The sequence below is a fragment of the Leuconostoc aquikimchii genome (genome assembly GCF_040838325.1).
Lineage (GTDB): Bacteria > Bacillota > Bacilli > Lactobacillales > Lactobacillaceae > Leuconostoc > Leuconostoc aquikimchii.
On record NZ_JBFPER010000001.1, the window covers coordinates 510,682 to 524,137 of the forward strand.

Below are 13,456 nucleotides of genomic sequence, written 5' to 3' on the forward strand. Positions count from 1 at the left end.
CGACGTGATTAATTCACGTTGCATCATGCTTTTTGTGTATACTGAACAATTATAAATTTATGGTATAATATCAGTATTGTCATTATAGATTTTTCTTTAATGTTCATATAAATTTTGGAGGACACAATGAATATTGGTCTCTTTACGGATACGTATTTCCCACAAGTTAGTGGGGTTGCTACTTCCATTAAAACGTTAAAAGAAGCGCTAGAGGCGCAAGGTCATCAAGTATATATATTTACATCCACTGACCCTAAAGTTTCAAAAAACAAATTTGAATCACATATCTATCGTTTTTCTAGTGTGCCTTATGCGGGATTTAAAGATAGACGATTGGCCTTTCGAGGATTGATTCAGGCTGTTGAAATCGCAAAGTCACTACAGTTAGATATTGTTCATACACAAACAGAGTTTTCCCTAGGCTTATTAGGAAAATTTGTGGCACGTCAACTTAAAATTCCTGTTGTTCATACATACCATACAATGTATGAAGATTATACGCATTACGTTGCGAGAGGACTATTAATTGGCCCAAAAGGCGTAGGCACATTAATGAAGGCTTATATGGCGGGAATGAGAGGCGTCATTGCACCGTCTCAGCTTGTGCAAGAAACGTTACTACGATATGGTGTTAAGGCGCCAATTCGTGTTATTCCGACAGGTGTATCATTGCCAAATACAAGTGAGGCGCACCAAAATTTGCGTGAAAAATATGGTTTTCCACCAGAAGAACCGGTCATTCTATCGCTTGGTCGCTTGGCATTTGAAAAAAATGTTGCCTTGACAATATCTGCTTTTTCCGAATTATTACAGACTTGTCCAGATGCGAGGCTAGTCATTGCCGGAGACGGGCCTGCTAGAAAATCGCTAGAGGAGCAGGTTAGTGAACTGGCTTTAGAAAAACGTGTGACATTTGCAGGCATGGTGAATCATGATGATATCATCGATTATTATCAATTGAGTAATGTATTTGTTAGTTCTTCTGATACTGAGACACAGGGGCTGACATTCATTGAAGCAATGGCTGCAAACAGACCCTTTGTTGCAATACATTCGCCGTATTTAGATAATTTGGTCGATAATGAGGCTATTGGAACGTTAGTTTCGGACTATGATGAGTTATTAGCTGGGATTGAACGTTATTTACGACGTGATGTGTCAGAATCTGATACGCTGATGCGATCTAAGAAAATGAAGGATGTTGACGCAACTACTTTTGCAGGTCGTGTACTGGACTTCTATGAGTCGGTATTATCAGATTATCATGAAGCAGATATGCCTGATGATGACAACCCAACAGCCGATGAAGTAGGCTATATGAAGCGTATTTTACGTAATCCGTTTAGGAGAAATTAATTGAAAGTTTTACTCTATTTTGAAAATCAAAAATTAATTGCTAAATCAGGTATTGGCCGTGCTTTGAAATTACAACAACAAGCATTAGCGTACACTGATGTTGAGGTAACAACTGATCCAAAGTGTATAGATTATGATATCTTGCATATTAATACTTATGGTGTTAATAGCAAGCATATGGTAAATAAAGCGCATAAGATGGGTAAAAAAGTTATTTATCATGGCCATTCAACGTATGAAGATTTCAGAAATTCATTTATTGGTTCTAATATGATATCACCCTTTTTCAAACGTTATTTGGTATCGCTATACCAAAAAGCGGATGCCTTAATTACACCGACACCGTATTCAAAGCAGTTATTGCGAGGCTATCGTCTTGAACAACCAATCACACCAATATCAAACGGTATTCCGCTAGCAAAATATGCCCAAAATAACGATAAAGTTCAGGCTTTTCGTAATTATTTCGATTTGTCTGATGATCAAAAAGTTATTGTGAGTGTTGGTCTTTTTTTTGAACGAAAGGGTATTTTGGACTTCGTTGCATTGGCCAAAAGGCATCCAGAGTATCTGTTTGTTTGGTTTGGCTATACAGATTTAAGATTGGTACCTCAAAAAATTAGACAGCTAGTTAAAGGAAACCATGTCCGAAATCTAATTTTTCCAGGTTATATTACAGGTGATGTCATTCAAGGCGCCTATCAGGGTGCTGATTTATTTCTTTATCCATCTTACGAGGAAACAGAAGGCATTGTGGTTTTGGAAGCCTTGGCTTCAAAACAACATGTGTTAGTTAGAAATATTCCAGTATATCACCAGTGGCTAAAGGATGGTGTTAATAGCTATCAAGCAAATGATCTAGATGATTTTGATACCAAGATGGTTCAAATTTTAAATAAGACGTTACCTGATCTAACCGAGGCAGGGTATCAACTTGCTGTGGCACGAGATCTACCGGAAATCGGTCAGCAATTAAAACATGTTTACGAAGCAGTACTAGCACCATAGCGGTAAGGGGGGATTATGTCAAAAATAGACAAAATATCAACGACAATCGTGGTTGTATTAACGGCTGTGGTCGTCTATTTTTTAACAAATGAGTTGCGTGGTAAGGGAGAAGAGCTAACAGTCGCACTCAAACACTTAGATTGGCGTTGGCTCTTTTTGGGATTGATAATGATGATCTTATCGATTTTTTTAGAAGCAGCAGCAACTTATGTGCTGTTAAATAAAGATGATCGCAAACGGACGTCAGTCGCCTCTTTGTTGCGCGTCCCGTTGTTGAATTTACTTGGTACAGGTGTCACACCCTTTGCTACTGGTGGACAACCTGCGCAATTGTTCGGTATGACTAAAGCGGGCATTGAATCGGGTAAAGCATTATCTGTTATTTTAATGAAATTCTTGGTATATCAAGTAGTTGTTGTTTTGTTTTTTATCGTTGGGTACTTTTCAGCAGAACATTTTATTTATGCACAAGTCGATCCAACGTTTGCACAATTTATTCCATTTGCCATTGCAATCCATGCTTTTGTCATTCTGGGCATCGCATTGGTTATGTTTTGGCCAGCAATGACGTTACGATTAGTTGATATTTTGTCACCTTTGACTAAAAAAGTGATGTCGTCTGAGCGGCAAGATAGAGTAATTACAAAAATAAAACAAAAAATAGCGACCTTTCATGAAGAATCACGTCGTGTGATTAGCAGTTGGGAATCACTCGTAGGTGCTAGTATTTTTACTATTTTGCAATTGGTTGTTTTTTATATGATTCCCTATTTCGTGATTCGTGCGTTTGGTTACGAAAGTGTCAATCCTTGGTTAATTGTCACAATGAACATCATGATTGTAATGGTTATTTCGTTATTCCCAATTCCTGGTGGCGTTGGCGGCGCTGAATTAAGTTTTCAACTGTTGTTTTCACCGTTTGTCAAAAATCCAGCGACGTTGATTCTGGTGATTTTGTTATGGCGGTTAATCACTTATTACTTTGGCTTATTTGCAGGCATTATTGCTTATATGATTCCTGCTCGAAAAATAAAGAAAGGGCAATAATATGACGCTTGAAGAAACGCACATGAGTGATTTAAATCAAATTTTAAATCGGTTGCGTGCTATGATTGACTCAAATGATAATCAATACCAAACGCGTCGATTTGATGCATTTGGTATTGAGGCATTACGAGTAGAATATGACCAATTAACTCGAATTTGGACAATTCATGAGCATCGAGAAGTCAGACAATTTCAGTTTGACGACATTGATCTTGTAGCGATTGAGATTTATGATATATTACATGATTTTAAATTAATATTCTAAGTGTACAATATAAGATGGTATGATTTAATACAATAATAGTGTTGCTGTTATTATTTTGACAGTCAATATTTTATGAAGGAAAACAAAATGGTAAATCTCTTAAAGAAAATTCCAAGCCCCAAAAATTTTTGGCGCCAAATTAAGCAAACTATGGACACGTCAGCACCTTTAGTTTGGTTTTTTGTCTTAAACGTTATCCTAGTATGGTTTAAAACGTTTGTTAATTATCATATGAATTTTAACCTTGGGGCAGAGGGCGCAACACAGCAGTTTTTACTATTCTTGAATCCATTACCAACTGCTATTATATTTTTAAGTATTGCGTTGTATTTTCGAGGTGCGTTAAGTTATTGGATTGCAATTTTGTTTAATTTTATCCAATCATTGTGGTTATTTGCTAATATCTTGTACTATCGTGAATTTTCAGATTTTTTGTCCATGGGCATACTAAGTTCTGGCAGTTCAACTGGTAATAATTTAGGGAAGTCCATTGCAGCCATCATTCATTGGTCTGATTATATGATCTTTATTGATCTTATTATTTTAATTGGACTTGTCGTTTTTAAGCAACTGACAATAGATCGTAAAGGGGTTCAGAAAAAATTTGCCATTTTGACTACGATTTTAGGTGTTGTTTTAATGCTGGTAGATTTTGGCATTGCATCAACCGATCGTACAGGACTATTGACACGGTCATTTGATAATAATTATATTGTTAAGTATTTAGGACTCAATGAGTACGCTGTTTTTAATGCCGTGCAAACGTACAATCAAACTGAGAGTAGGAAACGTGCTAAACCAGCTGATTTGGCCAAAATTAAACAATTTGTCGCAACACAAAAAAAGCCAGATAATATTCAGTATTATGGGACACAAAAAGGTAAAAATATCTTCATGATCCATTTGGAATCATTCCAACAGTTCCTGATAGATTACAAAGTTGACGGTCGTGAAGTGACACCAAATTTGAATAAGTTTTACCACGATCAAAATACGTTAAGTTTTGATAATTTTTATCATCAAGTTGGACAAGGTAAGACATCAGATGCAGAAATGATGCAAGAGAATTCTTTGTATGGATTGTCTACTGGTTCAGCAATGGTGAAATATGGGACAAACAATACTTTTGAATCATTGCCAGCAATTTTGAATCAACGTGGCTACACAACGGCTGCTTTTCACGGGGATGTGGCTAGCTTTTGGAACCGTGACAATACTTATAAATCATTTGGATATGATTACTTCTTTTCTAAGTCGTACTATCCTAATGCGAATAAACCAAGTTTTAATGTGGGTTATGGCTTAAAAGATAAAATATTTTTGCAAGACAGCGCACGTTATTTAGAGCAATTACCACAACCTTTTTATGCCAAATTATTGACAGTAACAAACCACTATCCATATGAATTGGACAAAGAAAACATTGACTTTCCAGCGACAACAACGGGTGATAAAACTGTCGATGGATACGTACAGACAGCCCATTATTTAGATCAATCATTTGGTGAATTGACTGATTATTTAAAAAAAGCAGGGTTATATGATAATTCAGTATTTGTATTGTATGGCGATCATTATGGTATTTCAGAAAATCATCAACCTGCCATTGCGCAACTTCTTGGTAAAGATAAATTAACGAATTATGATTTGGCACAGTTTCAAAAAGTACCGTTTATGATTCATGCGAATGGTTTAAAAGGTGGGGTTGATCATACTTATGGTGGCGAAATTGATATGTTGCCGACGTTATTAGATGTTATGGGTGTGCCAGATGATGACATGACCATGTTTGGGCAAGATATGTTGTCGCCAAAATATGAAGGTGTCGTACCATTTCGTGATGGCGATTGGGTAACACCAACTTACATGAAATATAATAATCAATATTTTAATACAAAAACAGGTGAGCAGGTAACATTAGCATCAGATGCAGCCCTTAAAAAAATGGCTACTGAAACGCAAGACTACGTGAACAAGGTACTAGAATATTCAGATTCAGTTATTACGGGTGATTTATTACGATTTGATAAATCACGTCCTGATTTTCACACAGTTAATAAAAAAGATTTCGATTATAAAAGAAGTGTTGGTCTGGCTAAACTAAAAGCTGCACAACAAACAAACCCGTCAAGTATATTGGCAAAAAATAAAAATAAATCCACAACGGATCTGTATAAAACAGATGCACCAGAAGTGAATGACACGTCATCTTTGGATGATTCAAACAGTCAAACGAATGAGTCAACAAAATAAAACGAACAAACGATAGAACGTTTGTTCGTTTTATTGTATAATAAACTAAAGTAGACTGAGGAAAAAATTATGCCTGAAAATGTTATAAATCATGAATTTGAAGTCGTCTCCAAGTATCAGCCAACTGGCGATCAACCGCAAGCAATCAGTCAATTAGTCAAAGGTATTAATGCTGGTGTTAAAGAGCAAATACTACTTGGCGCTACAGGAACGGGTAAAACATTCACGATTTCTAATGTTGTGAAAACTGTTAAGAAACCTACCTTAGTGTTGAGTCATAATAAGACTTTGGCTGGACAACTTTATAGTGAATTAAAAGAATTCTTTCCAAATAATGCAGTTGAATATTTCGTTTCATACTATGATTACTATCAACCAGAAGCGTATGTACCTAGCTCGGATACATTTATTGAAAAAGATTCGGCAGTGAATGACGAAATTGATCAATTGCGTAACTCTGCGACAAGTTCGCTTCTATCTCGGAAAGACGTTATAGTTGTGGCATCAGTCAGTTCAATTTTTGGACTTGGCGATCCACATCAGTATCAAGAACATGTCATTAATTTGCGTGTTGGGAACGAGTATGGGCGAGATCAATTGATGCGTGATTTGATTGATGTTCAGTTTACACGTAATGATATTGATTTTCATCGTGGCACTTTTCGTGTACGTGGTGATGTTATGGAAATTTTCCCTGCTTCCGAAGATGAAATGGCATTGCGTGTTGAATTCTTTGGTGATGAGATTGATCGTATTCGCGATATTAATTCATTAACAGGTGAAACAGCAGCAGAGCGTGATTTTGTATCAATTTATCCAGCCAAACATTTTATGACTGATGACGATCAGATGAACACTGCACTTGCTGGGATTAAACAAGAAATGGTCGCACAAGTCAGTAAATTTGAAGCAGAAGGTAAGCTGATTGAAGCGCAACGTATTAAGCAAAGAACAGAGTATGATTTGGCCATGCTGGAAGAAATGGGATTTGTAGGTGGTATTGAAAACTATTCACGTTGGATGGATGGTAGAAATCCAGGTGAACCACCATTTACCTTATTAGATTTTTTCCCGGATGATTTTTTGATTGTCGCGGATGAAAGCCATGTGACAATGCCACAAATCCGTGGTATGTATAATGGCGATAAGGCGCGAAAAGAGACTTTAGTAAATTATGGTTTTCGTTTACCATCAGCATTGGATAATCGTCCTTTGAAATTACCGGAGTTCGAAAAGCATGTTAATCAAATCATCTATATGTCTGCTACGCCAGGTGATTATGAATTGGAACGTGTGTCTGATGATCATGTGACGCAGCAAATCATCCGGCCGACAGGCTTACTTGATCCAGAAATTGAAGTGCATCCAGTGATGGGACAGATTGATGATTTAGTGAGTGAAATTAATAAGCGCTCGGCAAAAGATGAACGTGTGTTTGTCACAACATTAACCAAACGTATGTCGGAAGATCTGACTGATTACCTTAAAAATGTGGGGATCAAAGTTGCTTATTTGCATTCTGATATTAAAACGCTTGAACGTACCGAAATTCTACGTGATTTACGTTTAGGGAAGTACGATGTTTTAATTGGTATTAATTTGTTACGTGAGGGCATTGATGTACCTGAAGTATCTCTAGTCGCTATTTTAGATGCTGATAAAGAAGGGTTTTTACGTAATCCAAGATCACTGATTCAAACTATCGGACGTGCGGCGCGTAATGCTAATGGGCATGTTATTATGTATGCTGATCGGATAACGCGATCGATGCAAGAAGCAATAGATGAAACGGCACGACGTCGCGAAATCCAAATGCAGTATAATACCAAAAATGGGATCACGCCAACAACAATAAAAAAAGAAATACGTGATTTAATTTCTGTTCGTTCAGTATCAACGGATGGTAAGTCAACGATTGACCTGACTCAGGTTGCTTTTAAAGACCTACCTCAAGATGAACAACAGAATATCATTGTCAATATGGAAGGGCAAATGAAAGCTGCAGCGAAAGCCTTAGATTTTGAAGAGGCAGCACAATTGCGGGATAGTGTGATGGCATTAAAAGCAGTATTGTAAGTATGCTTACAATACTGCTTATTAATAAGTAAACTAGTACTATCATTATCACAATGATAGTACTAAATAAATTAGATAAGGAAATGCGTTCGTCAGTAGTGTGAATAACACATCGTGTCTTTAAATGATACAGCTACCACAAGCGTTTTAAAAAATATGGCAAAAACTAACATCGAAATACGTGGCGCCCGCGCCCAAAATTTAAAAAATATTGACGTTGATATTCCTAAAGATAAGTTAACAGTAGTTACTGGCCTGTCTGGGTCAGGGAAGTCTTCTTTGGCGTTTGATACTCTGTATGCAGAGGGACAACGTCGATATGTTGAAAGTTTGTCTTCCTATGCACGTCAGTTCCTAGGACAAATGGACAAGCCAGATGTTGATTCAATAGATGGCCTATCACCAGCTATTTCTATTGATCAAAAAACAACCTCTAATAACCCGCGATCAACAGTTGGTACAGTCACTGAAATTAACGATTACTTCCGGCTGTTGTATGCACGTGTTGGTCGGCCAGATGATCCGCAAGATGGTACCAAAATTATGACATCAATTGATCAAATGGTAAACTATGTCTTTAATAAGTTAGCGACTGGTGTCCGTTTAGTGATATTTGCACCAATTATAAGAGAACAACGTGGCTCTCATCAAACAGCTTTTGATAATATGCGAAAGCAAGGCTATATTCGCGCGCGTGTTGATGGTGAAATTTTAGAAATTGATACGCAAGATACAGCCTTGAATAAAAATAAGGCACATGACATTGATGTCATGATTGATCGCATTGTGTTACGTTCAGACTCGCGTTCACGTCTATTTGACTCAATAGAGGCAGCAATTAGATTGACAGGTGGTTTAGTCCAGCTAGATGTTGCCACGCGTGAGGGAGAACCAGTGGTTGCACCATTGAAGTTTTCCGACCATTACCTAGGCAATTTGAAGGATTTTCGTGTGGGCCGTTTGGAACCTAGGCTGTTTAGTTTCAATGCACCACTTGGTGCATGTCCAATATGTCAAGGGTTGGGGGTGACCCGTGAGGTGGATATTGATTTAGTTATACCAGATGCCACAAAAACCTTACGTGAAGGTGCGATAGCACCTTGGAATCCCATTTCATCAAATTACTATCCAGAAATGATAAAACAATTTGCTGACCAATACAACATTGATTTAGATACACCATTTGAATTACTCTCAAAAGCACAGCAATCGTTACTCCTGAATGGTTCAGGTGATAATGATTTTCATTTTCATTATCAAAATGACTTTGGCGGCGTGCGCGATGTCGATATACCATTTGAGGGTGTACTTAGCAATGTCGCACGGCGATTTAATGAAACAAATTCTGATTTCACACGTGATCAGATGGCTAAATACATGACAGAGTTAACTTGTCAGACATGTCATGGTTATCGTTTAAATGAGGCTGCACGTTCAGTTAAAATTAATGGGCACCATATTGGTGAAGTATCGGACATGTCAGTGGATAAAGAATTAACTTTTTTTAATGACATCGTTTTGGGACAGCAAGATACAATCATTGCGAAGCCGATACTTAAGGAGATAAGAGATCGATTAGGTTTTTTGGAAAGTGTTGGTTTAAAATATTTGACGTTATCACGTTCGGCCCGTACGCTTTCTGGTGGCGAGGCACAACGTATTCGATTAGCGACACAAATTGGTTCTAATTTATCAGGGGTCTTGTATGTTTTAGATGAACCTTCGATTGGTTTACATCAGCGTGATAATGATATGCTGTTACAATCAATGCGGAATATGCGTGATTTAGGAAACACATTGGTTGTTGTTGAACATGATGAAGATACAATGCTCGCTGCAGATTATCTCATTGATGTTGGCCCAGGTGCAGGGACGCTGGGTGGTGAAATCGTAGCTATAGGGACACCATTAGAGGTCGCCGGCAATGAACGTTCGTTAACCGGACAGTATTTATCCGGGAAAAAATTCATACCAGTGCCGACTAAACGACGAAAAGGTCATGGTACTTATATTACAATAAAAGGCGCTGACGAAAACAACCTTAAACACGTCACTGCTAAGTTTCCTTTAGGTAAATTTGTGGCAGTGACAGGCGTTTCAGGATCTGGGAAGTCAACTTTAGTAAATCAGATTTTAAAACGTGCCTTGAAACAGAAATTGAATAATAATTCAGAGAAACCGGGTAAATATAAGAGCATTGATGGGGTTGAAAATATCGAACAGGTTGTTGATATTGATCAGTCACCTATTGGTCGCACACCGCGCTCTAATCCGGCAACGTATACCGGCGTATTTGATAATATTCGTGATCTGTTTGCACAAACCAATGAAGCCAAAATGAGAGGCTATAATAAAGGCCGTTTTTCATTTAATACGAAGGGTGGGCGTTGTGAAAATTGTCGTGGTGATGGGGTCATTAAAATTGAAATGAACTTTTTACCTGACGTATATGTCACCTGTGAGGTTTGTAATGGGACACGTTATAACTCGGAGACCCTAGAAGTAACGTATAAGGGATTTAATATCTCTCAAATTTTAGATATGTCAGCTTCAGAAGCATTAGATTTTTTTGCACCAATCCCAAAAATTGCGCGTAAGATCCAAACGATTAACGATGTTGGTTTAGGATATGTCAGATTGGGACAGTCGGCCACGACTTTGTCGGGCGGTGAGGCACAACGTATGAAGTTGGCTTCTGAATTACACCGTCGAACGAACGGTAAAACAATGTATATATTGGATGAACCGACGACTGGTTTACATGTTGATGACATTTCACGTCTACTAGTTGTTTTGCAACGATTAGTTGACGCAGGGAATACTGTGGTTGTGATTGAACACAATTTAGACGTTATTAAATCTGCTGACTGGGTAATTGATATGGGACCAGAAGGTGGTGCTGGTGGCGGTAACATTTTGGTAACTGGCACGCCAGAAAAAGTCATTAAAAACGACATATCATATACGGGAAAATATTTGAAAGCCATTATGACACGCGACTTGGCACGTTCAGCGGCATTAAAGTAACATAAAAAGCATCCATGAGTCAAAAAACTCATGGATGCTTTTAAAATGAACACATTGGCTATTTAGATATTTTCACCTGTTTAGCTAAATCGTGAATGGCCTTTAATGCACGCTTGCGCGTCTTGATGTTGGGGCTCTTTAATTTCCGAGCTGCTGAAGCGATGTCTAATTTTTCTGTCATGATATGAGATCTCCAATTTGATTTTTTCGCAAATAGGGACGGTGTTAAATGTAATCGAATCAGCTACATTTACACTAGCAATCTTACTTACAATATATAAGTATACCTATTTTATTAAAGAATGTAAACATCATGCCACAATATGCGTTAAAATAATAATAAGAAAATCTAAGAAAGTAGATGTGGTTATCTTCCTGACTTAACGTTAGCGGTATCTAAAGCTGCAGTGACTAATGGGAGTTAACACTTAAATATTATGCCAAACAAACCAAAAATTGTTATTATTGGCGGTGGCTCAGGGTTACCGGTTATTATTAAACCACTAGTTAAAAAAAATGTCGATCTAACTGCAATTGTGACAGTTGCAGATGATGGTGGATCTAGTGGCTTGTTACGAAATTATATTAATATTGTGCCACCAGGTGATATTCGTAATATTCTTGTTGCAATGTCTCATGTTGATCCTGCAATTACAAAAGTCATGCAGTATCGTTTTGATGCTAAAGATGATTTTTTTGCTAAGCATGCGGTCGGTAATTTGATTATTGCAGCAATGACGGAAATGCATGGGAATATTTTTGATGCAGTACAACATTTAGCGCGCTTTATGAATGTACAGGGACGAATTTATCCCGTTTCTAATGAACCCTTGGTGTTACATGCTGAATTTGAAAATGGTGACATTATTGCAGGTGAAGCAGAAATTACGCACGCGCACAAAACAATTAATCATGTGTGGGTCACTGGGGATGAGCCGGGAGAAGAACCAAAGGCAGCGCCGGAGGTGGTCGAGGCAATTATGAATGCGGACATGATTGTGTATGGACCAGGGAGTTTGTTCACTTCCATACTCCCTAATGTGGTGGTTCCTGAAGTCAATGAGGCACTTCGTCATACAAAGGCGCAACAAGTGTATATTTCTAATATTATGACACAAAAGGGTGAAACAGATGCTTATACTGATGCGCAACATTTATTAGCTTTAAATTCTCACATTGGTGCACCTGTGGTCGATTATGTTGTTGCCAATAACGCTGTTGTGCCGGATGATTTTGTCGACTTTCAAAAGTGGGATGAAATTTCTAAGCAAGTAAAACTAGATGAAGCTGCTGTTAATGTACAAGGTGCCAAACAGATAGCCGGTGATTTTTTACAATTACGTGATGCGGGTGCATTTCATGATGGTGAAAAAATACTGAAAGAATTATTACAGATTTTGGAGTGGCACTAATGTCATATGCATCGGATGTTAAAAAAGAATTAACGGGGTTACTTGTTCATAATGGCAATGCAAAAGCAGAGTTGTCTGCTTTGATGCGAATGAATGGCGTGAGCACATTGGGATCTGATCAAACGGTGTCGGTTCAAACTGAAAATGCGGCTATTGCCCGGCGCATATATACCCTGCTAACACAAAATTATGTTGATATCGTGGTTGAAGTCAGGGTAACAGATCATAATCATATGTCGCAACATAAATCGTATGGCGTGTTACTTAAAAATCAAGTGGCTGAAGTCATGGCTGATTTAGGCGTTGATCCGTTTGGATTGCATCCGGAAATCCCAGCGCGCATTCTGAATCAAGTCGACAAACGACGTTCGTTTTTACGTGGCGCTTTTTTAGCAGCTGGATCGGTTAATTCTCCGGAAAAAGCCAATTATCATTTGGAAATTTTTACGACGCATGAAGAGCTGGCAGAACAGTTACTGATTATCATGAAAGAGTTTGCTTTGCCGGCTAAAATAACTGATCATTCGGGTGGTTTTATTGTCTATATTAAACGTGCTGAAAAAATAGTTGATTTTCTGTCAACTATCGGTGCCATGCAAACGATGTTACGATTTGAAGATATTCGCATGATGCGGGATATGCGCAACTCGGTTAATCGCATGACTAACGCTGAAATGGCTAATATTCAAAAAACTGCTGATGCTGCAAATAAACAAGTGCAGCAAATACTATCTATTGCAAATGAAATTGGTGATTTGGATTTATTACCCAAAAAAATACGAGATATTGCTAAACTACGATTAGAACATCCTGATGATTCTTTAGCAGAGTTGGGTGAACGTTTAGAAATCAGTAAATCTGGTGCTAATCATCGCATGCGTAAAATAAAAGAGCTTGCACAAATGATTCAGGACGGCACGCAATATGATTTAACAAAATTATAAAATAAATTTTAGCACTCAGAGGCTGTTTGTGCTAAAATAGTGTTAAGCATTGATTACTTATTTAAAGT

The 13,456-nt window shown here is 37.8% G+C and carries 10 protein-coding genes; 9 read left to right on the forward strand and 1 reads right to left on the reverse strand.

Annotation, left to right across the window (positions count from 1 at the left end):
- Positions 1–126: 126 nt before the first annotated feature.
- The 7 genes from AB3K24_RS02595 to uvrA all read left to right on the forward strand — a co-directional run bounded on the left by AB3K24_RS02595 (position 127) and on the right by uvrA (position 11,032).
- Positions 127–1,356: a glycosyltransferase family 4 protein gene (locus AB3K24_RS02595; protein WP_367973661.1), complete on the forward strand. Its 1,230-nt coding sequence runs from the start codon at positions 127–129 to the stop codon at positions 1,354–1,356.
- Positions 1,357–2,364 (forward strand): glycosyltransferase family 4 protein, encoded by a 1,008-nt coding sequence (locus AB3K24_RS02600; RefSeq protein ID WP_367973662.1) that lies wholly within the window; start codon positions 1,357–1,359, stop codon positions 2,362–2,364.
- Between the two features lie 15 nt (positions 2,365–2,379).
- Complete coding sequence (locus AB3K24_RS02605; protein ID WP_367973663.1) at positions 2,380–3,411, forward strand: lysylphosphatidylglycerol synthase transmembrane domain-containing protein; 1,032 nt, start codon at positions 2,380–2,382, stop codon at positions 3,409–3,411.
- A 1-nt stretch (position 3,412) separates the two neighbouring features.
- The gene (locus AB3K24_RS02610) at positions 3,413–3,676 is read left to right on the forward strand and encodes a YkuJ family protein (protein ID WP_367973664.1); all 264 of its coding nucleotides are present in this window, start codon (positions 3,413–3,415) and stop codon (positions 3,674–3,676) included.
- Between the two features lie 87 nt (positions 3,677–3,763).
- Positions 3,764–5,929, forward strand: coding sequence for an LTA synthase family protein (locus tag AB3K24_RS02615; RefSeq protein ID WP_367973665.1), 2,166 nt, complete (start codon positions 3,764–3,766; stop codon positions 5,927–5,929).
- Positions 5,930–5,998: 69 nt separating this feature from the next.
- Positions 5,999–8,005 carry an excinuclease ABC subunit UvrB gene (gene uvrB, locus AB3K24_RS02620; RefSeq protein WP_367973666.1) on the forward strand — a complete coding sequence of 669 codons (2,007 nt, stop codon included), beginning with the start codon at positions 5,999–6,001 and terminating at the stop codon, positions 8,003–8,005.
- A gap of 156 nt (positions 8,006–8,161) precedes the next feature.
- Entirely contained in the window at positions 8,162–11,032 is a 2,871-nt protein-coding gene (uvrA, locus tag AB3K24_RS02625) for an excinuclease ABC subunit UvrA (protein WP_367973667.1), read from the forward strand.
- Between the two features lie 58 nt (positions 11,033–11,090).
- Here the strand turns inward: uvrA and AB3K24_RS02630 are convergent, their stop codons facing one another.
- Positions 11,091–11,213: a putative metal homeostasis protein gene (locus AB3K24_RS02630; protein WP_010015310.1), complete on the reverse strand. Its 123-nt coding sequence runs from the start codon at positions 11,211–11,213 to the stop codon at positions 11,091–11,093.
- A 256-nt stretch (positions 11,214–11,469) separates the two neighbouring features.
- On the opposite strand from AB3K24_RS02630, the gene AB3K24_RS02635 reads away from it, so the two are divergent.
- Together AB3K24_RS02635 and whiA are read left to right on the forward strand one after the other, a co-directional pair.
- Entirely contained in the window at positions 11,470–12,444 is a 975-nt protein-coding gene (locus AB3K24_RS02635) for a gluconeogenesis factor YvcK family protein (protein ID WP_367973668.1), read from the forward strand.
- Positions 12,444–13,388 (forward strand): DNA-binding protein WhiA, encoded by a 945-nt coding sequence (gene whiA, locus AB3K24_RS02640; RefSeq protein ID WP_367973669.1) that lies wholly within the window; start codon positions 12,444–12,446, stop codon positions 13,386–13,388. Before AB3K24_RS02635 ends, whiA begins: the two co-directional genes overlap by 1 nt.
- Positions 13,389–13,456: the final 68 nt, after the last annotated feature.

Coding starts and splice junctions, on each gene's coding strand:
- AB3K24_RS02605 (WP_367973663.1), top strand. CDS start 2,380: ATGTCAAAAATAGACAAAATATCAACGACAATCGTGGTTGTATTAACG.
- AB3K24_RS02610 (WP_367973664.1), top strand. CDS start 3,413: ATGACGCTTGAAGAAACGCACATGAGTGATTTAAATCAAATTTTAAAT.
- whiA (WP_367973669.1), top strand. CDS start 12,444: ATGTCATATGCATCGGATGTTAAAAAAGAATTAACGGGGTTACTTGTT.
- AB3K24_RS02635 (WP_367973668.1), top strand. CDS start 11,470: ATGCCAAACAAACCAAAAATTGTTATTATTGGCGGTGGCTCAGGGTTA.
- uvrA (WP_367973667.1), top strand. CDS start 8,162: ATGGCAAAAACTAACATCGAAATACGTGGCGCCCGCGCCCAAAATTTA.
- AB3K24_RS02630 (WP_010015310.1), bottom strand. CDS start 11,213: ATGACAGAAAAATTAGACATCGCTTCAGCAGCTCGGAAATTAAAGAGC.
- uvrB (WP_367973666.1), top strand. CDS start 5,999: ATGCCTGAAAATGTTATAAATCATGAATTTGAAGTCGTCTCCAAGTAT.
- AB3K24_RS02615 (WP_367973665.1), top strand. CDS start 3,764: ATGGTAAATCTCTTAAAGAAAATTCCAAGCCCCAAAAATTTTTGGCGC.
- AB3K24_RS02595 (WP_367973661.1), top strand. CDS start 127: ATGAATATTGGTCTCTTTACGGATACGTATTTCCCACAAGTTAGTGGG.